Source organism: uncultured Brachyspira sp. (assembly GCF_944388875.1).
GTDB lineage: Bacteria > Spirochaetota > Brachyspiria > Brachyspirales > Brachyspiraceae > Brachyspira.
The window spans coordinates 1-26,279 of sequence record NZ_CALXKQ010000028.1 but is presented as its reverse complement, the minus strand read 5'-3'; the positions used below and the strand labels follow the sequence as shown (position 1 = coordinate 26,279).

28 protein-coding genes and 1 pseudogene are annotated in these 26,279 nt (G+C 26.6%); 13 read left to right on the top strand and 16 right to left on the bottom strand.

Annotation, left to right across the window (positions count from 1 at the left end; genetic code table 11):
- Window positions 1-11: 11 nt before the first annotated feature.
- From Q0J69_RS12490 to Q0J69_RS12440, 11 genes are all read right to left on the bottom strand, one after another.
- Window positions 12-1,019, bottom strand: coding sequence for a hypothetical protein (locus tag Q0J69_RS12490; RefSeq protein WP_297208062.1), 1,008 nt, complete (start codon window positions 1,017-1,019; stop codon window positions 12-14).
- A gap of 49 nt (window positions 1,020-1,068) precedes the next feature.
- Complete coding sequence (locus tag Q0J69_RS12485) at window positions 1,069-1,446, bottom strand: STAS domain-containing protein (protein WP_297208061.1); 378 nt, start codon at window positions 1,444-1,446, stop codon at window positions 1,069-1,071.
- A gap of 46 nt (window positions 1,447-1,492) precedes the next feature.
- The gene (locus Q0J69_RS12480; RefSeq protein WP_297208060.1) at window positions 1,493-2,470 is read right to left on the bottom strand and encodes an aromatic ring-hydroxylating dioxygenase subunit alpha; all 978 of its coding nucleotides are present in this window, start codon (window positions 2,468-2,470) and stop codon (window positions 1,493-1,495) included.
- Window positions 2,471-2,914: 444 nt separating this feature from the next.
- Window positions 2,915-3,364 carry a cupin domain-containing protein gene (locus tag Q0J69_RS12475; RefSeq protein WP_297208059.1) on the bottom strand — a complete coding sequence of 150 codons (450 nt, stop codon included), beginning with the start codon at window positions 3,362-3,364 and terminating at the stop codon, window positions 2,915-2,917.
- Between the two features lie 34 nt (window positions 3,365-3,398).
- Window positions 3,399-3,908, bottom strand: coding sequence for a flavodoxin (locus tag Q0J69_RS12470; protein WP_297208057.1), 510 nt, complete (start codon window positions 3,906-3,908; stop codon window positions 3,399-3,401).
- A 119-nt stretch (window positions 3,909-4,027) separates the two neighbouring features.
- A complete protein-coding gene (locus Q0J69_RS12465; RefSeq protein ID WP_297208055.1) occupies window positions 4,028-5,005 on the bottom strand; it encodes an aldo/keto reductase in 978 nt (325 codons plus the stop codon).
- A gap of 36 nt (window positions 5,006-5,041) precedes the next feature.
- Complete coding sequence (locus Q0J69_RS12460) at window positions 5,042-6,019, bottom strand: aldo/keto reductase (RefSeq protein ID WP_297208053.1); 978 nt, start codon at window positions 6,017-6,019, stop codon at window positions 5,042-5,044.
- A gap of 708 nt (window positions 6,020-6,727) precedes the next feature.
- The gene (locus Q0J69_RS12455) at window positions 6,728-7,651 is read right to left on the bottom strand and encodes an aldo/keto reductase (protein WP_297208051.1); all 924 of its coding nucleotides are present in this window, start codon (window positions 7,649-7,651) and stop codon (window positions 6,728-6,730) included.
- 109 nt (window positions 7,652-7,760) lie between these two features.
- Window positions 7,761-8,606: an aldo/keto reductase gene (locus Q0J69_RS12450; RefSeq protein ID WP_297208049.1), complete on the bottom strand. Its 846-nt coding sequence runs from the start codon at window positions 8,604-8,606 to the stop codon at window positions 7,761-7,763.
- 200 nt (window positions 8,607-8,806) lie between these two features.
- On the bottom strand, window positions 8,807-9,271 hold the full coding sequence (locus tag Q0J69_RS12445; protein WP_297208047.1) for a cyclophilin-like fold protein: 465 nt from the start codon (window positions 9,269-9,271) through the stop codon (window positions 8,807-8,809).
- A 12-nt stretch (window positions 9,272-9,283) separates the two neighbouring features.
- On the bottom strand, window positions 9,284-9,676 hold the full coding sequence (locus Q0J69_RS12440; RefSeq protein WP_297208045.1) for a MerR family transcriptional regulator: 393 nt from the start codon (window positions 9,674-9,676) through the stop codon (window positions 9,284-9,286).
- A gap of 307 nt (window positions 9,677-9,983) precedes the next feature.
- On the opposite strand from Q0J69_RS12440, the gene Q0J69_RS12435 reads away from it, so the two are divergent.
- The 11 genes from Q0J69_RS12435 to fabG all read left to right on the top strand — a co-directional run bounded on the left by Q0J69_RS12435 (window position 9,984) and on the right by fabG (window position 19,545).
- A complete protein-coding gene (locus Q0J69_RS12435) occupies window positions 9,984-10,688 on the top strand; it encodes a beta-ketoacyl synthase chain length factor (RefSeq protein ID WP_297208044.1) in 705 nt (234 codons plus the stop codon).
- A gap of 51 nt (window positions 10,689-10,739) precedes the next feature.
- On the top strand, window positions 10,740-11,000 hold the full coding sequence (locus Q0J69_RS12430) for a phosphopantetheine-binding protein (protein WP_297208043.1): 261 nt from the start codon (window positions 10,740-10,742) through the stop codon (window positions 10,998-11,000).
- A gap of 3 nt (window positions 11,001-11,003) precedes the next feature.
- Window positions 11,004-12,350 (top strand): AMP-binding protein, encoded by a 1,347-nt coding sequence (locus tag Q0J69_RS12425; protein WP_297208042.1) that lies wholly within the window; start codon window positions 11,004-11,006, stop codon window positions 12,348-12,350.
- Between the two features lies 1 nt (window position 12,351).
- Window positions 12,352-12,687 carry a 3-hydroxyacyl-ACP dehydratase gene (locus Q0J69_RS12420; RefSeq protein WP_297208041.1) on the top strand — a complete coding sequence of 112 codons (336 nt, stop codon included), beginning with the start codon at window positions 12,352-12,354 and terminating at the stop codon, window positions 12,685-12,687.
- Between the two features lie 12 nt (window positions 12,688-12,699).
- Window positions 12,700-13,662 carry a glycosyl transferase family 2 gene (locus Q0J69_RS12415; RefSeq protein ID WP_297208040.1) on the top strand — a complete coding sequence of 321 codons (963 nt, stop codon included), beginning with the start codon at window positions 12,700-12,702 and terminating at the stop codon, window positions 13,660-13,662.
- A 3-nt stretch (window positions 13,663-13,665) separates the two neighbouring features.
- Complete coding sequence (locus tag Q0J69_RS12410) at window positions 13,666-14,106, top strand: acyl-CoA thioesterase (RefSeq protein ID WP_297208038.1); 441 nt, start codon at window positions 13,666-13,668, stop codon at window positions 14,104-14,106.
- 78 nt (window positions 14,107-14,184) lie between these two features.
- On the top strand, window positions 14,185-14,763 hold the full coding sequence (locus Q0J69_RS12405) for an outer membrane lipoprotein carrier protein LolA (RefSeq protein WP_297208037.1): 579 nt from the start codon (window positions 14,185-14,187) through the stop codon (window positions 14,761-14,763).
- Complete coding sequence (locus Q0J69_RS12400) at window positions 14,756-17,038, top strand: MMPL family transporter (protein WP_297208036.1); 2,283 nt, start codon at window positions 14,756-14,758, stop codon at window positions 17,036-17,038. The genes Q0J69_RS12405 and Q0J69_RS12400 overlap by 8 nt, the downstream gene beginning before the upstream one ends.
- A gap of 83 nt (window positions 17,039-17,121) precedes the next feature.
- On the top strand, window positions 17,122-18,294 hold the full coding sequence (locus tag Q0J69_RS12395) for a beta-ketoacyl synthase N-terminal-like domain-containing protein (protein ID WP_297208034.1): 1,173 nt from the start codon (window positions 17,122-17,124) through the stop codon (window positions 18,292-18,294).
- 20 nt (window positions 18,295-18,314) lie between these two features.
- A complete protein-coding gene (locus Q0J69_RS12390; RefSeq protein ID WP_297208033.1) occupies window positions 18,315-18,803 on the top strand; it encodes a 3-hydroxyacyl-ACP dehydratase in 489 nt (162 codons plus the stop codon).
- 7 nt (window positions 18,804-18,810) lie between these two features.
- On the top strand, window positions 18,811-19,545 hold the full coding sequence (gene fabG, locus Q0J69_RS12385) for a 3-oxoacyl-ACP reductase FabG (RefSeq protein ID WP_297208032.1): 735 nt from the start codon (window positions 18,811-18,813) through the stop codon (window positions 19,543-19,545).
- Here the strand turns inward: fabG and Q0J69_RS12380 are convergent.
- Genes Q0J69_RS12380 through Q0J69_RS12365 form a run of 4 tightly spaced genes read right to left on the bottom strand, consistent with a single transcriptional unit; the run spans window position 19,542 to window position 21,698 of the window.
- A complete protein-coding gene (locus Q0J69_RS12380; RefSeq protein WP_297208030.1) occupies window positions 19,542-20,216 on the bottom strand; it encodes an alpha/beta fold hydrolase in 675 nt (224 codons plus the stop codon). The genes fabG and Q0J69_RS12380 overlap by 4 nt on opposite strands.
- Entirely contained in the window at window positions 20,176-20,469 is a 294-nt protein-coding gene (locus Q0J69_RS12375) for a hypothetical protein (RefSeq protein WP_297208027.1), read from the bottom strand. Before Q0J69_RS12375 ends, Q0J69_RS12380 begins: the two co-directional genes overlap by 41 nt.
- An 18-nt stretch (window positions 20,470-20,487) precedes the next feature.
- A complete protein-coding gene (locus tag Q0J69_RS12370) occupies window positions 20,488-20,898 on the bottom strand; it encodes a biopolymer transporter ExbD (RefSeq protein ID WP_297208026.1) in 411 nt (136 codons plus the stop codon).
- A gap of 26 nt (window positions 20,899-20,924) precedes the next feature.
- Entirely contained in the window at window positions 20,925-21,698 is a 774-nt protein-coding gene (locus tag Q0J69_RS12365; protein WP_297208024.1) for a CAP domain-containing protein, read from the bottom strand.
- A gap of 165 nt (window positions 21,699-21,863) precedes the next feature.
- Here Q0J69_RS12365 and Q0J69_RS12360 point away from each other — a divergent pair, with 165 nt between their 5' ends.
- Window positions 21,864-23,054 (top strand): acetate kinase, encoded by a 1,191-nt coding sequence (locus Q0J69_RS12360; protein ID WP_297208022.1) that lies wholly within the window; start codon window positions 21,864-21,866, stop codon window positions 23,052-23,054.
- Between the two features lie 568 nt (window positions 23,055-23,622).
- Window positions 23,623-24,138 (top strand): hypothetical protein, encoded by a 516-nt coding sequence (locus Q0J69_RS12355; RefSeq protein WP_297208020.1) that lies wholly within the window; start codon window positions 23,623-23,625, stop codon window positions 24,136-24,138.
- Window positions 24,139-26,090: 1,952 nt separating this feature from the next.
- On the opposite strand, the pseudogene Q0J69_RS12350 reads toward Q0J69_RS12355, so the two are convergent.
- Window positions 26,091-26,279 (bottom strand): annotated as a pseudogene (locus Q0J69_RS12350) (ATPase); the annotation flags it as partial.

Here is a 26,279-nt window from a genome sequence, read left to right as displayed (position 1 = left end):
CATATCCTTAATTATATTTCTTTCTTGGCTTTTTTGTCATTATTAAATATTTTTTTCAAAATCAATGATACTATAATAATTATTATTGATGCTATAAATAAAGAAAATGACATATTCCAGAAATTTACATTGCGAATTATTATTTCTAATAAATTATAATGTTCTATTAATATAGCAAGTATTATTTTTATTACACCGTATATTACAAAAGCGTTTAATATATTATGGTATTGATATTGCTTGGAAAATAGACATAAACCTAACATATAAAAACTAAAAAATAAAAATATAAAATTACCAAACAATATAAATATAGTGTATGTAGGTATATCTGTTATGCTTATTAATTTTAACAAAGTTGATATTATTGGGAATACTTCAAAACCAAATATTACATCTGTTGTGAAGCTGGATAAATAGTTGCTGAAGGATTTTCTTTCAAATATAATTGAAGATTTTTTACTGCTTAATGCTCCATATACTTCTGTTACTTCATGTAATGCTATTTCTTTATCCGTAATATATATGTAATCTCCAAAATATAATCTTCCGCTTGCAGAAGGATCTATAAATACTGAGTTTTTATATGTATTGTCTAATAATTTATATCCTACTCTTATTATATAATTATCAATCTTTGAAAAAAATCGACCATTATCATCTATATATGATGAACTTTTATCTGTAAGTTCATTTCTTAAATAATCAACATTTTTATCAAATACTATTGTATATGCTGGATATAATGTTACAAAAGCTGATAATATTATTATAGTAAGTATTATAGATATATTTCCTACAAATTTATTTAATGCTCCTATAAATATCATAGTGGATGCTGCAGAAACTACTGTAATAGCAAAGAAATAATGTTCCATTAAGTTTTTTATAGACTCAAAATTTATATTGCTGTATATATTGTTAGTATCCAAAACTTTTAGAAAATATATAAAGAAATATATTATAAAAAATGCTATAAAGAATAATGCTAATGTTATTAAGTTTTTTACAATTTTCATGTTTATATATTATATCTATAAGAAGAAAAATTCAAGCATAAAAATAAAATTAAGCAGATTTAATATCAGTTAATATACCGAAATTGTATAAAGCATCATTGATGTCTTGGAAAGAGTCTATAAAATTAGATAATTCCATTAAATTATAATCGCTTTTTACAACACCAAACATATTAGATAATACTATATTCCCTTTATTTTGAGATAAATCTTTTTTTAACTGTATAATATATTCCCATATTTCTTTTTCTATAAACATGCATTTAGATAGGTCCAATATAATATTGTTTATATTTTTTATGAGAAATTCGGAAAATAATTCCTTTAACTGAGGCAAATTTTCATCATATATATTATTTTGTAATGATAATACAATAACAGAATTATCTTTCAAAGAATAGCTAATTTCAAATGATTTACTAACCATATACATTACTTTAACAAATTTTTTATTTTTAGTCAATAAATTATTTTTAATTATTAGATTTTTTTAATTTATCCCTTGTGCTTCTGTATATTATTATAGGTTTATCCCCCGATATTAATTTTTCTTCTTTCATACCTAAATAAGATTCTTTGCTTGATTGGGTTTTTACTACATTTTTATCTTGTTTTAATACAATATCAGAATATTTTTTGCCTATAATATTTATTATTGATTTTACAATAGGCATATTTATTATTTTTTGATAAAATCTCATATATATAACAGTATTTTCATCATCAACAGGTGCAAATACCCCAAATATACGCATCTTTTCAAATATGTAATTTTGCCAAGTATTAGGAAAATAAAAATATAAAAAATATTTAAAGTCTTCCTTGTTCATTTCTGAAGCACTTAGAGCTTTTTGCCCCTTATCAATAACATTATTAACATAAAATTTTAAAATATCATTTTCTATTTCTACTAAAGGTCCATTGACAACTGTTTTATTTCCTCTTCCTATAGTGTTAGAATGAACAAAAGCTATATGTACTACATCAAGCTGATTTTCTATGCATCTTGTATAATGATTATGCCATTCATCTTTTATTGTAGAATAAGAAAACTTTTTATCTTTTAGATCATCTGGAAACATTATTTTATCATTAATTTTGTCTTTATCTCCATACCAAAACCAAATAAATCCGTATAAATCCCTTACTTCATAACCTTCAACAAAAAAATTTTTGTTAACTTCAGTATTTTTACCAAGAGCTGGAATCATAACTGTTTTTCCATTTTTATCAAATTGAAATCCATGAAAAGAGCATGCTATATTATCTTTGTATACTTTTCCATGGGATAATGAAGCTCCTCTATGACAGCATTTATCATCTATACAGCATATATTGTTATTAGAATCTCTCCAAAATACTAGATTTTTATTTAATCTCTTAGCAAAAAGGGGCGTATTTTTCTTTACTTCTTTAGAATCTAGTACAGCATACCACATATTATATATCATAGTTGTATCCTCAATTTTTTATCATTGCATTAATTATACATTGTTATTTATCATAAATAAACAGTTTATAAGATGCATTTTTTATATAAAACTTGATTTTCTAATATTGATATATTATAATTTCTATATTTCTTATATACTTAATACTTTAAATCTGTTTATAAATTCTATATTCATATTTTCTTTTTAATAGACTTATTCCAAAAGTACTTGACAAGATTAAATATAAAATTTTTATAATTTACCAATGAAAAAATAATATTTTATATGTTGTATAAATGATTATTTTAGTGTATAAATATGCGGTCTTTCACGGCTGTGGTCTGGCGGACAGCGTTACAAAAGAAGTGGCTGCCGTAGTCACGCTTCGCAGGGCTAGTCCACACAATTAATAAATAAAATTAGTTTTAAAACAAGTTTATTAATTTGTATATAAAATATAATTTATGATTTATTTTTTTTATAAGCATTATACTCTTCATCAGTAACATGCTCTAACCAAGTAACATTATTACCGTCTTTATCGCCTGTTATTGCAATATGCTTCATTCTGCAGTCTGGAGAGGCTCCATGCCAATGTTTTTTATCTTTAGGGCAGTAAAGTGCTTCTCCTTCATGGAACTCTAAAATTTCTCCTCCTTCTTCCTGAGTAAGTCCTATGCCTTCAACTACTATCAAATGCTGACCGCAAGGATGAGTATGCCATGCAGTTCTGGCACCCGCTTCAAATGTTACATAAGCTACAGAAAAATGAGAATCCTCATTAGGCTCTGTCAATAATTCTACTTCAACATCTCCTGTGAAACATTCCTTTGAACCTTTGAATTTTTTCCCTTCTCCTTTTTTTATAAATACTGTTTTTTCTGGTGCTTTTTTGTATTCATAATCTGACATTTTTATTCTCCTTTATTTTAATTATTTAATTTTTTTATTTTACATTTATTTTTATATCTTTAATCCATTTTTTTATTTCGTTTTCTGAATTATTTATACTGCTTGTATTTCCGTATACGCTTAATATTTTTCCAATCTGTTTTGATTTAGTTAATTTTTCTATATCTGCTCTTATTGTACCAGCTCCGCCTCCTCCATGTGTACAGAAAGGCATAATAATTTTATTAGAAAAGTCAAAACTGTTTATAAAAGAGCTTACAGGACTTGCTATAGTATTCCACCAATTAGGACTTCCTATAAATATAACATCATAATCATCTATACTATCAATACTGTTTTTTAATTTTGGTTTATGATTATTTTTTATATCTCTTTTAGCTTCGTCTAGTACTTTATTATAGTTTGATGAGTATGGTTTTTCTGGTTCAGTATAAAAGAAGTCTGTTGTTACATTTTTTAATTCTGATTTTACAACTTTTGCTATAATTTCAGCAAGTTTTTTAGTATTTGCTGAATGCGAATAATATGCTATTAATATTTTCATAATTGCTCCTATTATTTCTAATAAAAATTGTTCGCTCCAATTATCTGCCAAATAAATTTAGCAGATGTTCACAATTTTTATATTTGTTGCTATCAATAAACTTATTCTTAATTAATTCTTTATCTTCCTACTATCTCTAAATGCTCCTTTGGGTATCTATCACCATATATTTTTATGCTTGAAATAGCTTTATTAATATCTTCTAATTCCTCTTTGCTAAACTCTACATTAACAGAAGCTATATTCTCTCTTAATCTCTCTATCTTTCTTGTTCCGAATATTGGTACTATAAATGGTTTTTGATGCACCACCCAAGCTAATGCTATTTGCGATTTTGATGCGTTTTTTCTTCTTGCTATATCTTCCAAAACTTCAACTAAAGTATAATTATCTTTTATATTTTCTTTTTGAAATCTAGGAATAGAACTTCTAAAATCATTATTTGAAAAGTCAGAAGCATTATTAAATCTTCCTGTTAAAAATCCTTTACCCAAAGGTGAGAAAGGTACAAAACCAATATTTAATTTTTCTAATAATGGTATAAGTTCCTTTTCTGGCTCTCTCCACATTATAGAATATTCGCTTTGTATGGCTGTTAATTTGCATACTTCATCAGCTTTTTTTATAGTATTAACACCTGCTTCAGAAATACCCCAATGTTTTATTTTACCTTCTTTTATTAAATCTTTCATTGTATCTGCTGCTTCTTCTATTGGAGTATTAGGGTCAACTCTATGAATATAGTACAAATCAATACAGTCTGTTTTAAGTCTTTTTAATGATCCTTCCAATGATTTTATTATAGTTTCTCTTTTAGCATTAAGTACAGGCTTACCATTTACAGTTTTTATTCCGCATTTTGTAGCTATTACAACCTTATCTCTGTATTTTTCTAATGCTTCTCCTACAACTTCTTCATTTTTGTATGGACCATAAGCCTCTGCCGTATCAAAAAAAGTAATGCCAAATTCTATAGCCTCATGTATAACGGATATTAATTCTCTTTTGTCATAATGCTCATCATACACAACCCCGTATCCCATACAGCCTAAACCTATTTCTGATACTTCTAAATTTCCAAGCATTCTTTTTTTCATATTTATATACCCCCTAAATTTTTTATTATTAAAATATTACTTTCCCGCTCTGTCAGCATATTCTTTAGGATATCTGTCGCCATATATTACTATTTTTGAAAGCTCTTTATTTATATCATTTAATTCATTATCCGTTAATACTATATCTGCTGATGAAACATTTTCCTTTAATCTGTCTAAACTTCTAGTACCAGGTATGGGAACTATAAATCTTTTTTGTGCTAGTACCCAAGCTAATGCTGCTTGCGAAGGAGTAATATTTTTGTTATTAGCAATCATTTTTATAAGTTCTATTAATTTTTGATTAATTTCTAAATTTTCTTTTTTAAATCTAGGAACTATACTTCTAAAATCATCACTTCCAAATGAAGAATTTTTATCTATAGTAGCAGTTAGGAAGCCTTTACCTAATGGAGAAAAAGGAACAAAACCTATATTTAATTCCTCTAATAATGGAATAATTTCTTTTTCTGGTTCTCTCCACATCATAGAATATTCGCTTTGTAATGCAGTTAATTTACATATTTTATCAGCTTTTCTTATTGTGTTTGCTCCAGCCTCAGATAATCCCCAGTGTTTAACTTTACCTTCTTTTATTAATTCATTCATTGTGCAGGCAACTTCTTCAATAGGTGTATTAGGATCAACCCTATGAAGATAGTATAAATCAATACAATCAGTTTTTAATCTTTTAAGAGAACCATCAGCAGATTTTTTTATAGTATCAGGTTTAGCATTCAATATTTGTTTACCATTTTCTACTTGTATTCCGAATTTAGTGGCTATTACAACTTTATCTCTATATTTTTCTAATGCTTCACCTACAAGACTTTCATTTTCAAAAGGTCCGTAACATTCAGCTGTATCAAAGAAAGTTACACCCATATCCAAAGCTTGATGTATTAAATAAATCATGTCTTTTTTATTGGAAGCAGGCCCATATCCATGACTCATTCCCATACAGCCTAAACCTATTTCTGATACTTCCAAATTACCTAATTTTCTTTTTTGCATAAATTTCTCCTATTGTTGTTAATAAAAATTGTTCGCCACAAGTATCTGCTAAATAAATTTAGCAGATGCTCACAATTTTTATGGTTGTTGTTAATAAAAATTGTTTGCCTTTGGCAAATTATCTGGCAAATAAATTTGTCAGATGCTCACAATTTTTATGGTTGTTGTTAATAAAAATTGTTCGCCACAAGTATCTGCTAAATAAATTTAGCAGATGCTCACAATTTTTATGGTTGTTGTTAATAAAAATTGTTTGCCTTTGGCAAATTATCTGGCAAATAAATTTGTCAGATGCTCACAATTTTTATGGTTGTTGCTAATAAAAATTTCAGGCTTAAAGACTCTTAAAAGACGCCCGAAATTTTTATATTTACTGCTATCAATAAACTCGCTTAAAATTTCTAGCAACTGAAGTTACTAGAAGCTCGTTTATTTTTTTATTATTGCTAATAAAAATTGTTTGCCGCTTTGCATTCCTTTGACATAGTATATGACAAATAAATTTATCAGATGCTCACAATTTTTATGGTTATTGCTAATAAAAATTTCTAGCTTAAAGGCTCTTTTAAGTAAACTTAAAAGACGCCCGAAATTTTTATATTTTCTGCTGTAAATAAACTCGTTTAAAATTAACTACTAACAAAACTTGTTATATAATTTTTTATTTACTTAAAAAATCTATATATACAATCATATTCCAATTAATTTTTAATACCAATCATGTTTTTCATCACGGTTTAATGCTGCTATTTTTTTCATATCTTCATCATTTAATTCAAAATCATATATATTTGTATTTTCTATTATATGCTCTCTGTTGCTGGAACCTGGTATTACAATTACTTCTCTTTGCAAATTCCATCTTAATATAATTTGTGCAACTGACTTATTATATTTTTGAGCAATATCTTTTAATACTTTATCATTTAAAAGTTCTCTTTGATGTCCTCTTCCTCCCAAAGGATACCAGCCTTGAACCGCTATCCCCAAACTTTGAATATACTCTATAACATCAGTATCCTGATAATAAGGGTGTATTTCATTCTGAACTAAAGCAGGCATTACACTTATTTTAGGAATAAACTCTTTTAATTCTTTAATGTACCAATTAGAAAGTCCAATAGAGCGAATCTTTCCTTCTTTTACTGCTTTCTCCATAGCCTTGTATGCTTCAACATCATTTGGGCTTGGGTGATGAAGAAGCATCATGTCAATATATTCAACACCTAACTTTTTTAATGCTTCATTTATAGCATTTTCTGCATCGCTGTATTGATTAGGATATAATTTTGTAATAATAAAAATATCTTTTCTATCAACTTTTGAATCTTTTATGGCTCTTCCAACCTCTTTTTCGTTTCTGTATATATAGGCGGTATCAATTAATCTTACGCCATTTTGTAAAGCAAATAGTATAGAATTGTAACATTCGTCATTTAATAGACTATATGTTCCTATTCCATTTAATGGTATTTCATATCCGCTGTTTAATTTTGCTGTTTTTGTATTAAAGTTAAAAATTATTTTTTTATTGTTTTCCATATTAGTATTTGCCTCTGCTTTTTTATTTAATGAAAATATTGTGATAATTAAAATAAAAGTAAATAACAAAGTAAAAAATATTTTTTTCATTATTTATCCTTATTTATACTTTTTATTAATTTATAAACTATACACCTATAATGCAATTTTAATATTTATTTATTTCTATAGAAGAAATTTATAATTAAATTACAAAGTATTAAATTTTATAATTGCATAAATATTTTACAGTTTTAATATCAGTATGTGATAAAAATAAACTTTGTTTTGTATCTAGCTTTAATATTTCATTCATATCATTATCATCTAATTCAAAATCAAATACATTAAAGTTTTCTATAATTCTTTCTTTATGAACACTTTTAGGTATAACAACAACATTTCTTTTTATAAGCCAATTTAATATAACCTGAGCAGCAGTTTTATTATATTTTTTTGCTATTTTTGTGATAGTTTCATTAGTAAACATATTATTTCTTCCTTCAGCAAAAGGTCCCCAAGATTCTATTTGAATGCCGTATTCTTTCATAAGTTTATTGTCTTCTTCTCTTTGGAAAAATGGATGAGTTTCTATTTGATTAATCATAGGAGCTATTTTGTTGTGCATAACTAAATCTAATAATCTGTCTGGATAAAAATTGCATACACCTATAGCTTTAATTTTTCCTTCATTATATAAATCTTCCATAGCTCTCCAAGAACCATAATAATCACCGAAAGGCTGATGTATCAAATATAAATCCAAATAATCTAAACCAAGTTTTTTCATAGACACTTCGAAAGCCTTTTTGGCATTATCATATCCTGCATCTGTTATCCATAATTTAGTAGTGATAAATAATTCTTTTCTGTCAATACCGCTTTCTTTTATAGCATCACCTACGGCTTTTTCATTAAAATATGCTGATGCAGTATCTATCAATCTGTATCCTGCTTCAATGGCATTTAATACTGATTTTTTGCATTCTTCATAATCTGGTATTTGAAAAACACCGAAGCCTAATATAGGCATTTCAATTTCATTATTTAATTTTACAGTTTTCATACATGATCCTATTATTGCTAATAAAAATTGCGTGCCTTTGGCAAATTATCTGCTAAATAAATTTAGCAGATGCTCACAACTTTTTATTTGTTGCTATTAATAAACTCTCTTAAATTTTATTACTAAAAGATTGTTAGTTTATTAATTATAGCATTAGAGTTCACTCCAATGTCAATAGTTATTTTTATAAATTTTATTTTTTATTCTAAACTAAAAGTTATTTCAATGCTTCCTCTTCCAAGTGCTTCTTTCAAACCTTCTATATTTTCTATATATCCAAGTCTTGTATAACTGTATGAAGTTCTAAAACTCTCATAAAATAATACTATGCAGTTATTACCATATAGTAAAAAATCACCTGTTTTTATATTGCCTATATTCTCAGTTTTAGTTGTAAGACTTTTACTCAAGTTATAATATTTTTCATTGCTGTTTAAATCATTCATATTAACAGTTAGAGGAAGAAGAGCTAAAAAATATTTTGCTGTTTGATTATCATATAATTTTAATTTGTATTCTTTATCTTTTATTTTTACATTAACTAAAGTATTTAAAGTATTTAAATTTTCCATAGTTGTATTATCTCCGTAAACTGAATTGCATGACATGCATGTTATAAAAATTAATAAACTTAAAAAATATTTTTTTATTTTTATTATATTCATAAATATTTATCCTTAATTATTATTTTTAGTTTTCAGCATATCTTTTTCATGTACTGACATTTGATTTCCGTAATTTTCTATTTTTTTATTTAGTTTATCTACAGTAGCCTGAAGATCATTTAATTTTTCCTGCATAGCATCTCTTTGACTTACTAAAAGCTGTTTTCTAGCCTCTAATGTAGCGTCGCCTTTGTTATATAGCTTTATATACTCTATTATTGATTCTATAGACATTCCTGCTCCTCTCATGCATTTTGAAAATTCTATCCAGCCTAAATCTCTATCTGTATAATTTCTTATTCCGCTCTCGCTTCTTTCTACTTCAGGTATTATTCCTATTCTTTCATAATATCTCAATGTGTCAGTAGATAATCCTGTTTTTTTGCTTACTTCTGCTATTGTCATAATTTATCTCCTTAAAAATTTAAGTATTTATAACTATTAATTATTGGTTATTATATCATTGGAGTGCACTCCAATGTCAATATATAACTTAAAAATATTAACAGAATTATTATTATAGTTTAATTTATTATAATATTATATCAAATACTTATGTATTATATATTTATATAATTAAAAAGTATTAAATATATATAGTAATTTATTAATTTTTATGCATATTTGATATATTATTAATAGTTGACTTTATAGTATAATTTAGTATAATTTAATATAAAGATTAAACTATGATTTTTATATTAGGAAAGCTATGTCGGGTTTATGTTTTAAAGTATTAGATTGGGATTTCTTTGCCCCTAATATAGATAAAAAATTTATATTAGATAATTTAAATGAAAATATAAATATTTCTTACGGAGAAACTAATCCTGATTTGGATTTTATACCAAGAGCACAAAAGAGAAGACTTAGTCAAATAACTAAATTATCATTTGAGGCTGTGAAAGATATCTTAAAAGAAAATGATCAAATTCCTATATTTTTTGTATCAAAATACGGAGAAATAAAACAGCAGTACAATATATCCAAAAAAATAGTTACAGAACATGAAGTTTCTCCTGCCAATTTTAGTTTTTCTGTTTTTAATACAGCAGCAGCACAGCTTACAATATTCTATCATAACCATGAAAGAGCAATTGCTGTTACATGTTATGATAATTTTATTGATACAGCTCTTTTACAGGCTATTTCTTTTTTAAAAACTTCTGAGCATAATAAGGCACTTATAATTATAGCCGATGAAAAACTGCCTGATAGTTATGAAACAATATCAAAAGATACAAACTATTCTTTTGCATTTTCATGTATTATTTCTACGGAGGATGCTGATATAAATATTAATATCATTGACAGCAATATTAAAAAAGATGAAAATTCAATTATAGATTTTATTAAATTTATATCAACAGATACTCCTAATTTAAAATTGGGAAAAATCGAATTAATAAAAGAGTGATTCTATATTTTTATAGATTTATATAAAATAAATTTAAAGGAGATTTATAAAATGAGTATTGAAGAGCAAATAAAACAAATAGTAATAGAGGCGGCAAATTTAGAAGGCATGACAATAGATGATATAGATACTGATGCTCCTTTATTCGGTGATGAATTAGGTCTTGATTCTATAGATGCTTTAGAGATAGGGGTTGCTATAAGAAAGAAATTCAATATAAGTTTTTCGGATATAGAAGAAAATAATAAACAGCATTTTTATTCTGTGGCAACATTGGCTAAATACATAAGAGAAAATTCAGAGCATAAATAATATATGAGAAAATTAAGCAATACAAATTTTTATTTATTAAAAGATTCAGAAGATATTTTTCTTATTCATAAAGAAAATAAAGATTCTGTAAAATATAAAGATTTTATTAATGATATAGTAAGAAGTTTAGAATATATATCTAAATTCAAAGAGGATACCATTACTATATTTATAGAGGATGCCTATAGATTTATTGCAGTTACAGCTGCAGGTTTTATTCTTAAAAAGAGAGTAAATGTACTTAATAATAATAGTCCAAAATATGTTGAAAGTATATTGGATAATTCTATGGTATATATATCTGATACTAATAAATCAGCTGTAAACTTGGATGAGATGTTTTCAAGCGAATGCAATGATAAATGGTTTGATCTGCTTAAAGAAACAACTATAGATGAAAATATTAATATTAATTTTTATACATCAGGCTCTACTGGATATCCTAAACTTATAGAAAAAACATTAAAACAATTTGAAGCTGAGGCTTTGAAGATAGTTAATCAATTTAAAGATGAGATAGCAGACTCTATATTTTTGTATACAGTTCCTCATTATCATAGTTATGGTTTTGTTTTTGCTATGTTAGTTCCTTATATGCTTGAATTGAAATCTTTAGATAATAGAATTAATTATTTAGAAACTATTAATAATTTTTCTGAGTATAAAAAGATCACTATAGTTACCACTCCTGCTTTTTTAAAGAGAATAGATAAGTCTTCATTAAAAATAAAAGCAGATTGGCATTTATTTTCATCTACTGGATTATTAGAGAAGAAGGTTAATGATCTTGCAAAAGATGTATTCGGTGTTGATGTTACTGAGATTTACGGAAGTACTGAAGCTGGTGCTATGGCTTATAGAAGAAGAAGCGAAAATGAGTTATGGACTAGACTTAGTGTAGTTGAATTAAAAGTTGATGAACAGGGAAGTATAGAATGCTGTTCTGGCTATACTGGGGATAATGTTTGGATTCATGTCGGCGATGTTGTTAATATGAAAAATGAAAATGAATTTGAGCTTATAGGCAGAGAAGATTCTATAGTGAAGATAGAGGGAAAAAGAATAAGCGTACAGCAGATAGACAGGCAAATACTTCAGGATAAGCATTTTAAAGACAGTTATACTATATACTGCAAATCTGACAAAAGAGAATATATAGCATCTTTTATAGTTCTCAGTAATAATGAAAGAAATGCAGAGCATATGAAAAGATATGTTATAGAGTATTTAAAAGGATATTTTGAGAATGTTGTTTTACCCAAAAAGATATATTTTGTAGAGAGTATTCCAAGAACAGAGATTGGAAAAATAGACAGAAAAGCACTTGATGCTGTAATGCAAGGAAATTAAGTTGGATAATTATAAGGACTATGAGATAGAAGAAAAAACTTCCGATATGTTTAGAGTAAAAGTTTTTATAGATGAAAGAATGGCTTATTTTGACGGGCATTTTGAAAATTTTAAACTTTTACCTGCTATAGCTCAGGTGAAAATTACTCTTGATATATATAGAAGTATTTTTAGCAGAGATCATTCTGTTAAAAAACTTTTAAAATTAAAATTTGTTAATATGATTTTTCCTAATTCTAATATTATTATTGAAGGTACATACTTAAATAATATACTTTCATTTAAAATATATGATGAAGATAAGAAATATTCAGATGGTAAAATTTATTTTGCTTAGAGGTTTTATCTTATGAGTCATTGGAGTGAGGAAAAAGAAATAGGCAATAGGTGGAAAGCATTATTTTCTGCCTTTGTTTACAGAGTATTAGGAAGAACTTTTATTATAATATATTTGATTCCTATTAGTATTGTTTATTTCTTTTATTCTAAAAATAGAATGAAGGCTTCAAGAGAATACCTTAAAAGAATGTCAAAATATAATAAGAAAGTAAAGTCTAATTTAATCTGTTCTTATAAACATCTGCTTTCATTTGTTGTTTCTATTGCTGAGAAGATAGCTGCTTGGAATGGAGATATACCTATAAAAGATTTGATAGTAAAAACTAAAGAAGATTATGATGAAGTTGTTAATTTGCTTAATGATAAAAACGGAATGATAATTTTGTTTTCACATATAGGCAATATTGAACTTTTAAAGGCATTGGCGGTTATAAATGAAGGAAACCCAATTAAGAATTATAAAATAAACATAATAATAGATTCCAGAGTTAATAAAAACGTTAATATATTTATGGGTAAGGGTAAAAATAATTCTTTTATAGATTTTATAGATGCATCAAATATAGGTCCTCAAACTATTATCAGTATAGAAGATAAATTAAATAATGGTGAAATAGTTGCAATAGCAGGAGATAGAACATCAAACAAAACTGATAAAGTTAATTATATAAATTTTTTAGGAGAAGAAGCCCCTTTTCCATGCGGTGCTTTTTTGATACCTATTTTGCTTAAATATCCTGTTTATTATTTTTTTGCTTTAAGAGAAAAAGACAGAATACTTTCAAAGAAATATAATTTTTATATACATTCTTCTAAAATAAAATTAGATAATGAAGAGCTTAAAAACAGAAAGAGAAAGAATGAAATTATATTGGAATTAACAAGAGAATTTGCCTCTATTATTGAACAAAAGGCTATAGAATATCCTTATCAGTGGTATAATTTCCATGATTTTTGGTATAAGGGGAATTAGTTTATGAATAAAAATACAAACAGAAAGAAAATTTATTTAGAGAATGATTATTATATAAAGCCTTCTTTTTATGATTTAGATCCTATGGGTGTTGTTTGGCATGGCAATTATATAAAGTTTATGGAGCAGGCTAGGGAGGCTATGCTTTCTATTATAGATTATGATTATGATATTATGACTGCCAAAGGTGTTATGTGGCCTATAGTAAAACTGGAAATAAAATATATTAACTCTATTAAATTGAATCAAAAGGTGAGAATACATACGGCTATTACAGAATATTTAAATGGAATGAAAACAGAATATACTTTTTATGATGAAAATAATAAAATAATATCCAAGTCTTCTACATTGCAGATGCCTATAGATTCAGAAACTAGAAAAGGTTTTTTAAATAGTCCTAAAGATTTTATTGAAAGGATAGAAAAGCTTAATAAATTTTAAAACTATTTATATAGATTTTTTACAATTTGAATATTTTTTGTATTTTATATATAAATAGTAATAATTGGATAATACAGCATGAAAAGAATTTATTTGTTTATAATATTAAATTTATTTGTTTATTCTCTTTTATTCAGTCAGATAAATGAAGAATATAAAAATGCTAAACTATTGAAAGGCACATATACTCAAATAGTTACGCAGAAAGGAAGAAGTTTTGAATCATCAGGCGATTTTATAATTGCAGGTGGATATGGAATATGCTGGCTTACAAAAGAGCCTAAAGAGTCTATTACAGTTATGGGAGAAAAGAGTGTTGTGCAGATACTTCCTAATGGAAAAAAGAAAGTTATGGCAGATTCAAACAATGCTATGTTTTCTCAAATAGCTAATATAATAAAATCTATATTTACTTATGATGAAAAAACTATAAAAGAATCATTTAATCAAATCAGTGAAAATGGAATTACCATTTATACGCCTAAAACCGATGAGTTAAAAAAAATTATAGAAAAAATAGAAGTAACTTTTGCTAAAGCTGGATATATAGAAAAAATAAAAATGTATTCTAAAAACAGCAGTACAACAGAATATATAATGAAAGTTTTATACAAATCAAATAATTTAACTTCTGAGGAGATAAAATATTTTGAATAGGAGAAAAGCTCTTATATTTTTATGGCTATTTTTTCATATATTTGCTGTTGTTTTATTTATAATAAGGCATGAGAATACGGCTAAAATAGATACTAATTTTCTCTCTATAACACCTAAATTTCTTGAAGATAAAGATTTTCAGAAGCCTTTGGAGGATTTCTTTTTAAAAAATTCCAGCAGCGTAAAAATATTTATAGAAAGCGAAGATTTTGATACGGCAAAAGATAATGCTTTAAAATTAGAAGAATATATAAATAAATTAGATTCTAATGTTTTAGTTAATTTATATTCCAAAAGTTATGATGATGTATTAAACATAATGATAAAATATAAGTATCAGCTTCTTTCAAAGGAGATAAGAGATTATCTTTTAAATGATGAGGCTTATATTGTATCAGAAAATTCTCTTGCAAATTTTTACTCTCCTTTTTTTATACCTATAGTTGATAATGTTGAAGATGATCCTTTTTTTGTTGTAAACTCTAAAATAAATGAAATTTTAGTTTCAGATAATAATTTACAGTCAAGAGATTCGATACAATTTATTAATTATAATGACAAATATAACATTTTAATCAATATAGATATGCCCCAAAAAATAGACAGCGATAATTTTTTTAACAACCTTACAGCATTTCTTAATGATTTAGAAGTTAATAATAATGTAAAGACATATATATCAGGAGTTCCGATTCACACATATTACAGCCAAAAAAGTGCAAAGAGAGAGATAACTATTATATCAATAGTATCATTAATAGCTATTTGTATTATGTTTATATTTATATTCAAATCTGTAAAGCCGTATATAATATCAATGTGTACAATAAGTTTAGCGGGTATTTCTGCATTCTTGCTTTCATCAATATTTTTCAGATCTATTCATATATTTACATTTGTGTTTGGAACAAGCCTTATAGGAATATCAATAGATCATTCAATACATTTTATAACAGAATGGTATAATGAAAAAAATAAAAAAGAAGTATTAAGAAAAATATTTCCAAGTATGCTGTTAGGTTTTTTAACTACGGTGATAAGTTATTTATCATTATCTTTAACTTCTCTTACATTATTAAAGCAAATAGCATTATTTTCTATATTTGGACTTATAAGTTCATTTTTAACTGTGAATATAATGTATCCTATTATTTTTAAAAATGATAAAAGAGAAATAAAACAGTCTGTGTTGATTGGAAGCAGGAATATATTAAACAGCTATGTTAAAATAATTAATATAAAAAATGTATCTATACTTTTTGCAGCAGTTATCATAATTTCAATAATAGCAATACCTAGAATTAAAGTAAATTTTTCTGCTAATCAGCTTTACAATACTCCTGATTTTCTTCTTGAAAGCGAGAGGGAAGTTTATAAAAGATTAAATACATCTCTTTCAAAAAATATCATCATATCAAGAGGCGATACATTATCAAAAGCATTGCATGCAGAAGAGAGTATAGAAAATTATTTTACAAATAATTATACTGCCATATCAAAAGTTTTATATTCAGAAGAAAAACAAAGAGAAAATATAAAACTCACAGAAGAAAAATTAATGCCTTTATTAAAAGAACAGATAGAATCTCTTGATTTGAATATAAGTTCTTATAATAAAATAATGAATGAGTTTGAAAATATAAAAAATGAAGTTCTTGATATAAATAAAATAATAGAAGAGCCTAGTTTTAATGATTTAAAAAAGATTATAATTACAAATAATAATAAATATTTTCTTATAGCAACAAGCGATTATGATACTAATAATAATGCTGTAAAATTAAGTACAAGCGATGTTAAAATATTTAATCTTAATGAAGAAATAAATGATGCATTGGATAATACGGCAAAAACTGCTGTAAAGATGGCGGTAATTGCATATATTATAATATTTATAGTAATGATAATATTTTTTAATAAGAAGCAGGCTTTAGCTATAATATTAGTTCAAATTATGTCAATACTTATAAACTTATCTATTCATTCTATATTTTCTATTAATATAAATATATTTTCAATATTCGCTTTAATACTTTCTATAGGAATATCAATAGATTATGCAATATTCTTCTCCAACAGTGCTGCTGATAAGGAGATTACATTTTTGGCTGTATTTTTATCCATGATGACAACTGTTTTATCATTTGGAACATTGGCTTTCAGCGGTTTTATACCTGTAAAATCTTTTGGATTATTTTTATTTATAGGGGTTTTATCATCATTTATAGTTTCTCCAATACTATTTAAATTTAATAAATTGATAAAAAATGTTTAATATATATGGTATATTACTTATGTATTAAGAACTATTTGACATTTTTTTTATAGAATTATATACTGAATTTAGAGGGTTAATTTATGCACAATTTTTTATTGGATTTTGGAATTATTAATTGTTTGGCTAGAAATAAAGAAGAGCTTTATAACAGATATTTTATTAATGGGGAATATGGATTAAAAGAGAACAATGATTATGCTAAAAAATTTTTTCTTGGTAAAATAGATAATGATTTTTTTAATTTTGAACTTGATAATCCTTATAATAATAAAATAAATAAAATGGCTTTGCATGCCGTAAATCAGTTAAAGCCTATAATTGATGAGGCTAAAAAAAGATATGGAAAAAATAGAATATCAGTTATAGTAGGTACATGCGAAAATGGAAGCGATGAAACAAAAGACTATATATTAAAAGGTACTGTTTCCGATGAAAGAAGAATACTTGTAATGCAGAGTTTGAATATATGCTGCGATTTTCTTCAGAAGTATTTTGATGTAAGCGGAATTTCATTTACAATATCTACAGCATGCACATCCAGTTCAAATGCGGTTATAGCTGCTGATGAGCTTATAAAAAGCAATGTTATAGATGCTGCTATAGTAGGCGGGGCTGATGTTGTAACGGATACTGTAGTTTACGGCTTTGATTCTCTTGAAGTTGTTGATTATAATAAAACTAATTCTTTTTCAAAAAACAGAAGCGGCATTAATTTGGGAGAAGGTGCTGCTTTTACTGTGCTTGCTCGGGATAATTTAATTGATTCTAAAGATGCTTTATATTTTAAAGGCTATAATAGCAATTCTGATTCTCATCACATGACAAGCCCTGATATAGATGGAAATACAACAAGCAAATGCATTAATGATGCTTTAAAAAAAGCTGATATGAATATTGACAATATAGATTATATAAATCTTCATGGAACTGGTACTTTGATAAATGATAAAATGGAAAGTACTACTCTTAATAAGGTTAATGCTTCTGATATATACTGCAGTTCAAGTAAAACATCATTTGGACATACAATAGGAGCTGCTGGAGCTATGGAGCTTGGCGTTTGTTTTATTGCTCTTTCAAGCATTAATAAAAAAAATGTGCTTCCTCCTCATATATATGACGGTGAGTATGATGATAGTCTTGAGAAGATAAGGTTAGTAAATGGTAAAGTTAATGCTGATAGGCTTGAAAACTGCATGAGCGTATCATTTGGTTTCGGCGGAAGCAATACTTGTTTAATTATAGGAAAATAATTTATTGTTTGATTATTATTATGAAAGATAAATATAAATTAAATATACCTCATAAAGGAAAAATGCTTTTAATAGAAGGCATTATTGATATTAATTTTGATGATAATGAAATACTTAGTTTTTCTAATATAAATAAAGATAATGTATTTTATGATGACGGTGTGGATTCGTATATATTTACTGAATATGCTGCACAAACTTCTGCTGCTTATAATGGGGCTTTGTCTGACAGCACTGATGATAAAAGGATTGGTTTTATTTTAAATATCAAAAAAGTTAATTGCTATATTGATAAAGTTAAATCTAATAATATGGTATATGTATTTGTAAAAGAAACTTTAAAAGACGGTAATATAGCTTATTATGACGGAGAAGTAATTATTTATAATGATAATATTTCTAATTTAGAAGAGTATAAAAAAATAATTGAAAGCAATGATGCTGTAAAAGTTATGGACTGTTCTATTATGGTAATGGAGAGTTCAGCAGATAATTTTATAAACGGGTAAACAAAAAATGGAAAATAAAAACAAATCTATTTTAATAACAGGTGCTTCTGGAAGTATAGGGCTTGCAATATCAAAAAAAGTTATAACTAATGGTTATGATGCGGTGATGTGCTATAATAAAAATGATTCTTTTATTGATGATATAAAAAATTATTCTAAGGGTTATGATGTTAATATAAGATTTCTTAAATTAGATGTTTCAAATAGAGATGAGGCTAAGAATATTTTATTAAAAGATATTGAAGAGAATTCTGCTTATTATGGTATTGTACTTTCATCAGGAATAACTATGGATAATTCTTTTCCTGCTATGAGTGGAGAAGAATGGGACAAAGTTATAGATATTAATCTTAAAAGTTTTTATAATATAGTTAACCCTTTGGTCATGCCGATGATAAGAAATAAGAAAGGCGGACGCATTATAGCAATAAGTTCTGTTTCAGGTATTATAGGAAATAGGGGGCAGGTTAATTATTCTGCTTCTAAGGCTGGACTTATAGGGGCTGTAAAATCTTTGGCTATAGAATTGGGCAAGAGAAATATAACTGTAAACTGCATAGCACCTGGTATTATAGAAAGTGAAATGATAAATGATGAAATAATAGAGCATGCAAAAAATATGATAGCTTTAAAAAGAATAGGAAAGCCTGATGATGTTGCTAATTTGGTAAACTTTTTGCTGTCTGATGAAGCTAATTATATTACTAAGCAGGTTATAAGTGTAGACGGCGGTATGTTTTAATTTGTATATTTTTTTATAAAGTTATTAATAGTATCCCAATATAATTTTTCATCCGATAATACAGCTTTTATATGTTCTCCATTTTCTATTATTAGTTTTTCTTTTTCTGATGAGCATGCATCGTATAATTTATCAGCCATATTTGGATTTACTAATGAATCTTTAGAACCATGTATAAAAAGAATAGGTACTTTAGATTTAGATACTGCATTTATAATATTAATATCATCAAATGAAAAACCAAGTCTTATCTTTGTCATAAATGAGGTAAGAGGTATTACTGGCAGGAACGGAAGTTTATATGATATATCAAGCCTTTCTTTAAGCTGTTCTTTGGCAGTTGTAAATCCTGCATCTTCTATTATAGCTTTAACTTTGTCATCTATATTTTCACAGCTGCACATCATAACTGCATTTGCTCCCATTGAAATACCATATAAAATTATTTTGGGATTATTATAGTTATTTTTTATATATTCAATCCAAGCAAGTATATCAAGTCTTTCTAAATATCCTAAAGAGTATATTTTGCCTTCGCTATCTCCATGTGTTCTCAAATCTATCATAAGTATATTAAATCCCATATCATAAAATTTTTTGGCAAAATATTTCATATAAGAGCCTCTGCCCTCATAAGGATGAGCTATTATTATATATATTGCTTTTATCATTATTGATAATATGAGCATGAAGTTTTAGATTATCGCTTGAAACTGTGTATAAATCTTTTTGGCTGCTTTCAAACCATTTTCTTCTATTTTCTTTTATTTGTTTTTCTTCTTCTGTTTCTTTTTTGCCGCTCTCTTTTCTTTCAAAAAGTTTTTTATTCGTTTTTATAAATATTTTATTTACAAAATGATTAGGTATTATAATAAATAATACTGCTATTATTATAGATATGATGATGCTTATAATTAATATCATATAAAAAATTATATAGTTTTATTCATTTTCTTTAGAGTCTGTAGCTATGCTTAATCTTGTAAATCCTGCATTTTTAACACTGTCTATAACAGATATTAATATTTGAGTTCTGACATCTTCATCAGATCTTATTTCCACAGGCTTTTCTAATTCGCCTTCTGTTTTTGCCAAATCGGCGAGATTAGCATCCAAATCTTCAACTAAATACCCATTTATATATTTTTGTCCGTCTTTGGATATGCTTATAACTATATTCTCATTTTTTTCAGCTCCAACAGCAGAGCTTGATTTAGGAAGGCTTATTTCTATTTGAGGAGTTTCAACAATAGTGGAACCCACCATGAAGAAAATAAGCAAATTAAATACTATATCTATCATGGGGGTTAAATCTATTCCGCTTTTGATTTCAAATCTTCTTCTGAATTTCATTTTATTCCGCTATTGCCAATATACTATTATTGTACATTTATTGTTCTTACATTGCTTAGGAAATGCTGACCTTTATATAATATAGAAATTTTGTAATCTCCTTTTCCGTATTCTGCTTTGAATTTTCTTCCTAGTATGCTGTTTCCCATATCAGTTACATCGTATATAATATTTCCTATATAAGTTTTTCCGTCATCTCCTGTAATGCGTGCTTCTTTATCAGCCATTTCAACAGCTATTTTAAAATCAGTGAATGCTGCTTTATTTAGTATTCTGTATTTTACAGTGATATCATCTCCATATTTAGCAGTAGGCTTAAAATCAACTGACTCAGCTACTATATCAGCGAATGTTACTGTAACATATACTCCTACGCCTCTTTTTACTGCTCCTACGCCTATAGCATTAAAATTATTATTTAATATATTTTTTTTGCTGTCTGGAGTAGCCATTAAATTTTTAACTATAGTTTCAGCAGCCTTTTTATCGGTAAAAGGTATTACATCCAATTTTCCCAAACTTTCGCTTATGTTTCCTACCATTTCAGGGTATAATTTTACCTGTCTTGCCTTAGAATCTAAACCGTCCAAGTCTATATTGCTGAAAAATTTCTTCTTAGCCATGTTATCAGCATGATATAATGCTAAAGAATGAAGTCTTTGATTGTTTGGAAGAGGAGGAAGCGATGCTTTGCTTCTTTCTAAATTAATTAATCTGAATACTTCATCCTCAATGGTGTTGGCACTTAATATTAATGTTGATAAAAATATTAGTATAATTGCAAAACTGAATCTTTTCATTTATTTCTCCAAATTTTATTATTACTATATTAAAAGCCTATTTTATAATATATTGTAAAAAATAAAAGGGTAAAAGTCAAAATATTCTATATAAAAAATTAATTGCTAAATCTGTTCATTATGATATAATCAACTAAGTTTAATTATAAATTATGGAGTTATTTTATGAACGTTTTAGTAATAAATTCAGGCAGTTCAAGTATTAAATATCAATTATTTTCTATGCCTGAAGCTAAAGTTTTAGCAAAAGGTCTATTGGAAAAAATAGGAGAAGAAACTAGTGCTTTAAAGCATACAGCAGTAGAAAAAGGAAAAGAAAAAAAATTAGAACAAAAAGTACCAGATCATAAAGCAGGCATGTCTTTAATCTTTTCACTTTTAACAGATAAAGAAGTTGGAGTTATATCTGATATGAAAGAAATCTCAGGCGTAGGACACAGAGTTGTACATGGAGGAGAATCTTTCAGCAACAGCACATTAATTACAGATGCAGCTATAAAAGCTATTGAAGACTGCTGCGATATAGCACCTCTTCATAATCCAGCAGGATTACAAGGTATAAGAGCTTGTCAGGAAATATTAAAAGATGTGAAAATGGTTGCCGTTTTTGATACCAGCTTCCATCAAACAATACCTGAACATGCTTATATGTATGCGGTTCCGCATGAATGGTATGATAAATATAAAGTACGCCGTTACGGATTCCATGGTACTTCACATAAATATGTTTACGGTGAGTTCTGTAAAGCTGTTAATAAACCAAATGCTAATGTTATAGTTTGCCACTTGGGTAATGGAGCAAGCGTAACAGCTATAAAAGAAGGCAAATCAGTAGATACAAGTATGGGTTTAACTCCGTTAGAAGGTTTAGTAATGGGTACTAGGTCTGGAGATATGGATCCTGCAGTTGCTACTTTTATGATGGCTAAGGAAAATTTATCTCCAAAAGAAATGGATAATATTTTAAACAAAAAAAGCGGTCTTTTAGGTGTTTCTTGTCTTAGCAATGATATGAGAAATTTAGATGAAGCTTCTAAAACTAACCCTAAAGCTGAATTAGCTATACAGATGTTCTGCTACAGAGTAAAAAAATATATAGGTTCTTATATGGCTGCTCTTGGACATCTTGATGGTATCGTATTTACAGGGGGTATTGGTGAAAACAGTGCTTCTATCAGAGGAAGAATACTTGAAGGTTTAGATGAGCTTGGAATTAAATGCGATGCTGATAAAAACTCTAAGGCTAGAGGATGTGCTAGTTTTGAAAAAGACGGTGCTGCTATTAAGCTTTATGTTATAGCTACTGATGAAGAAAAAGCTATAGCAATGGATACTTATAATATTGCTTTAAAATAATTTTATATAATTAATATAATAGGGTGTCTTTACTGAAGATGCCCTATTTTTATTTATAATTTTTATTACATACATAATTTAAAATTACTGTAAATAATTGTTAAAATATTTTTTCAATATGTATAATTTAATTGTAATAGAAAAATATAAATCTATCTTATATATATGTTTTGAGTATTTAAGTAAAAAAATTAAAAAATAATAAAAAAATGTAAAAAAAATATTGACATAAAATATAAAAGAGCCTATCATAGAGGCATGAAAAACTTATTAACAAACACTATTCATATAGCTGAAACTCAGCACTCATAATCATTCTTTAAACAATAAAAAATATTCTAATCACAAAAACAAGCCTAACGTAATACTAACTACAATAACTCTGCAATCTCTTTTTGTGTTGCATAAATTAATTAATACATTAGGCAAAGTATATTCTAAAACATTAAATAATTTTTCAATAAATAAACTTAACATAATACTGGAATGTTCTTATTCCATTCACTCAGAAATAAGCATTAGAAATAATGTTTATAATAAAAAAAATTTATTAAAAGGAGTTCAACTTATGAACAAAAAGATTTTATCTATTTTCGTAATGGTAATGGCTTTATCATTACTAGGCGTGAGCTGTAATAACAAAGACAAAACAGATGCAGGAGATACTACACCTAAAAAAAATTTTACTAGTGTAACAGTTAATGGTACAGGAAAAGATGAGAATACTTTTGCGGCAATTTCTTCAGTGAAAAATCCAGTAGATTCTGGCGCTATGAAAGTAGCTGTAGCTTTAGCAGTTGATCCATCAGACAGCTTAACACTTAAATATTCTGTAGTTGCTGTAGAAAGAATAGCCAATAAGGGTGGTGATAATGATGGCGGTAATCAAGTAGATACTGGACTAAATGGAAATATAAATGCTTTTTCTTATGATGGAACTGATATTAAATTAACTGCTGCTTCTGTATCTAATAATGATAATAGTAAAACTGATTATTATAAAGTAACTATTGCTGTATCAGCAGATGGTTATAATTCTAAAAATGTTGATATATATGTTAAATTAGCTTTAATAGCGGATTAAAAATTTATAATTGTTTTTAATTTGTATTCAATATAGTTTTTACGTTTGTAGAGTATATAGGGGTAGGCGTTACTCCTCCTCTATATACCCGTTACCCGAACACATTATAACATAAAAACTAATTTATAGCTTATAATACTTACAGATATGCCAATATATTTACTCAAGCCTTTTCTCTGCTATCATAGTGGGTTTGATTGAATAATATAATACTGTGCTGCCCCTTTGCTTGTTTCTCAAGTGAAGGGGTTTTTTTATAATTATTCTACGCACGGTAAACTTAGCTCTATACATAAATAAAATTCTAATAATCAATTCATTCATAATTAAAAATTAATTAAGCGTGCGGTTAGTTAACTATAAATTTAAAAAAGGCTTGGGTGGGTAGTGCTTTAACTATTTTTAACTAAAAATAAAAATAATACAGAAATAACAAATTATGTTTTAAACCTAAAGGGTGGGGAATTAAATTAAAACTTTATTTAACGCACGGTAAATAAAGTTTCATACATAGGCAAAATTATACTACTCAATCCATTTATAATAAAAAATTAATCAAACGTGCGGTTAGTTAACTATAAATTTAAAAAACGCTTGGGTCGGCAATGCTATAACTATTTTTAACTAAAAAGAAAAATAATACAGAAATAACAAATTAGATTTTAAATCTCAAGGGTGGGGAATGTAAGTAAGTTAAAAATTTATCTAACGCACGGTAAATACACTTTATACATAAATAAAATTCTAATAATCAATTCATTCATAATAAAAAATCAATTAAGCGTGTGGTGAGTTGATAATAAATTAAAAAAATGCTTGGGTGGGCAGTGCTATAACTATTTTTAACCAAAAAGAAAAATAACACAAAATTACAGATTAAAGCAGAAAATATAAAGGGTGGGAAAATGTAAGTAAATTTTTTGAATTTTATTACATACCCCACCCTTATAAATTTCCTGCTTTTATTAAAAATAGAATTCTAATTAATTTTACTGCCTAATTACAAAAGTACACCCTCCCTAGCTTTTATTAAATTTGGAATTTTCATTAACGCACGGTAAATACGCTTTATATATAGACAAAATTATACTACTCAATTTATTCATAATCAGAAATCAATTAAGCGTGCGGTGAGTTGATAATAAATTAAAAAAATGCTTGGGTGGGTAGTGCTATGACTATTTTAACCCAAAAGAAAAATAATATAGAAATAAGATATTAAAGCAGAAAATATAAAGGGGGAAAATGAAAATAAATTTTTAAATTTTATTACATACCCCGCCCTTATAAATTTATTGCTTTTATTAAAAATATAATTTTAATTAATTTTACTATCTAATTACAAAATTATACCCGCCCTATTTTTTATTAAATTGAGAATTTTCATTAATGCACGCTGAACTTAATTTTTAATATAACATAAATTTGAATTGCAAATAATTATATATTTTTAACTTCGTTCTGCGTGCGGTTAGTTTTCTATAAATTAAAAAAACGCTTGGGTGGGTAGTGCTTTAACTATTTTTAACTAAAAGGAAAAATAACACAAAATTACAGATTAAAGCAGAAAATATAGAGGGGGAAAATGAAAATAAATTTTTAAATTTTATTACATACCCCGCCCTTATAAATTTATTGCTTTTATTAAAAATATAATTTTAATTAATTTTACTATCTAATTACAAAATTATACCCGCCCTATTTTTTATTAAATTGAGAATTTTCATTAATGCACGCTGAACTTAATTTTTAATATAACATAAATTTGAATTGCAAATAATTATATATTTTTAACTTCGTTCTGCGTGCGGTTAGTTTTCTATAAATTAAAAAAACGCTTGGGTGGGTAGTGCCATGACTATTTCTAACTAAAAAGAAAAATAGTGTAGAAATTGCATATTAAAGCAGAAAATATGAAGGGCGAGGAATTAAATTAAATTAAAAATTTCTTATTATAACTTTTCTATTTCTTCTACACTTAATCCCGTAAATCTGCTTATAAGTTCTAAACTCATATTCTCTTTCTTCATTTCTATAGCTATTGCAATTTGCTCATCTTTTTTACCTTTTTCTATACCTTCCTGCCTTCCTTTTTCTATACCTCTTTCCATACCTTGTTTGAATCCTTCCTCTCTTTCATA

What these genes read in the sequence shown, in the direction of transcription:
- Q0J69_RS12490 (WP_297208062.1), bottom strand. Translation starts at nt 1,019, where the DNA reads ATGAAAATTGTAAAAAACTTAATAACATTAGCATTATTCTTTATAGCA.
- Q0J69_RS12485 (WP_297208061.1), bottom strand. Translation starts at nt 1,446, where the DNA reads ATGGTTAGTAAATCATTTGAAATTAGCTATTCTTTGAAAGATAATTCT.
- Q0J69_RS12480 (WP_297208060.1), bottom strand. Translation starts at nt 2,470, where the DNA reads ATGATATATAATATGTGGTATGCTGTACTAGATTCTAAAGAAGTAAAG.
- Q0J69_RS12475 (WP_297208059.1), bottom strand. Translation starts at nt 3,364, where the DNA reads ATGTCAGATTATGAATACAAAAAAGCACCAGAAAAAACAGTATTTATA.
- Q0J69_RS12470 (WP_297208057.1), bottom strand. Translation starts at nt 3,908, where the DNA reads ATGAAAATATTAATAGCATATTATTCGCATTCAGCAAATACTAAAAAA.
- Q0J69_RS12465 (WP_297208055.1), bottom strand. Translation starts at nt 5,005, where the DNA reads ATGAAAAAAAGAATGCTTGGAAATTTAGAAGTATCAGAAATAGGTTTA.
- Q0J69_RS12460 (WP_297208053.1), bottom strand. Translation starts at nt 6,019, where the DNA reads ATGCAAAAAAGAAAATTAGGTAATTTGGAAGTATCAGAAATAGGTTTA.
- Q0J69_RS12455 (WP_297208051.1), bottom strand. Translation starts at nt 7,651, where the DNA reads ATGAAAAAAATATTTTTTACTTTGTTATTTACTTTTATTTTAATTATC.
- Q0J69_RS12450 (WP_297208049.1), bottom strand. Translation starts at nt 8,606, where the DNA reads ATGAAAACTGTAAAATTAAATAATGAAATTGAAATGCCTATATTAGGC.
- Q0J69_RS12445 (WP_297208047.1), bottom strand. Translation starts at nt 9,271, where the DNA reads ATGAATATAATAAAAATAAAAAAATATTTTTTAAGTTTATTAATTTTT.
- Q0J69_RS12440 (WP_297208045.1), bottom strand. Translation starts at nt 9,676, where the DNA reads ATGACAATAGCAGAAGTAAGCAAAAAAACAGGATTATCTACTGACACA.
- Q0J69_RS12435 (WP_297208044.1), top strand. Translation starts at nt 9,984, where the DNA reads ATGTCGGGTTTATGTTTTAAAGTATTAGATTGGGATTTCTTTGCCCCT.
- Q0J69_RS12430 (WP_297208043.1), top strand. Translation starts at nt 10,740, where the DNA reads ATGAGTATTGAAGAGCAAATAAAACAAATAGTAATAGAGGCGGCAAAT.
- Q0J69_RS12425 (WP_297208042.1), top strand. Translation starts at nt 11,004, where the DNA reads ATGAGAAAATTAAGCAATACAAATTTTTATTTATTAAAAGATTCAGAA.
- Q0J69_RS12415 (WP_297208040.1), top strand. Translation starts at nt 12,700, where the DNA reads ATGAGTCATTGGAGTGAGGAAAAAGAAATAGGCAATAGGTGGAAAGCA.
- Q0J69_RS12410 (WP_297208038.1), top strand. Translation starts at nt 13,666, where the DNA reads ATGAATAAAAATACAAACAGAAAGAAAATTTATTTAGAGAATGATTAT.
- Q0J69_RS12405 (WP_297208037.1), top strand. Translation starts at nt 14,185, where the DNA reads ATGAAAAGAATTTATTTGTTTATAATATTAAATTTATTTGTTTATTCT.
- Q0J69_RS12395 (WP_297208034.1), top strand. Translation starts at nt 17,122, where the DNA reads ATGCACAATTTTTTATTGGATTTTGGAATTATTAATTGTTTGGCTAGA.
- Q0J69_RS12390 (WP_297208033.1), top strand. Translation starts at nt 18,315, where the DNA reads ATGAAAGATAAATATAAATTAAATATACCTCATAAAGGAAAAATGCTT.
- fabG (WP_297208032.1), top strand. Translation starts at nt 18,811, where the DNA reads ATGGAAAATAAAAACAAATCTATTTTAATAACAGGTGCTTCTGGAAGT.
- Q0J69_RS12380 (WP_297208030.1), bottom strand. Translation starts at nt 20,216, where the DNA reads ATGATAAAAGCAATATATATAATAATAGCTCATCCTTATGAGGGCAGA.
- Q0J69_RS12375 (WP_297208027.1), bottom strand. Translation starts at nt 20,469, where the DNA reads ATGATATTAATTATAAGCATCATCATATCTATAATAATAGCAGTATTA.
- Q0J69_RS12370 (WP_297208026.1), bottom strand. Translation starts at nt 20,898, where the DNA reads ATGAAATTCAGAAGAAGATTTGAAATCAAAAGCGGAATAGATTTAACC.
- Q0J69_RS12365 (WP_297208024.1), bottom strand. Translation starts at nt 21,698, where the DNA reads ATGAAAAGATTCAGTTTTGCAATTATACTAATATTTTTATCAACATTA.
- Q0J69_RS12360 (WP_297208022.1), top strand. Translation starts at nt 21,864, where the DNA reads ATGAACGTTTTAGTAATAAATTCAGGCAGTTCAAGTATTAAATATCAA.
- Q0J69_RS12355 (WP_297208020.1), top strand. Translation starts at nt 23,623, where the DNA reads ATGAACAAAAAGATTTTATCTATTTTCGTAATGGTAATGGCTTTATCA.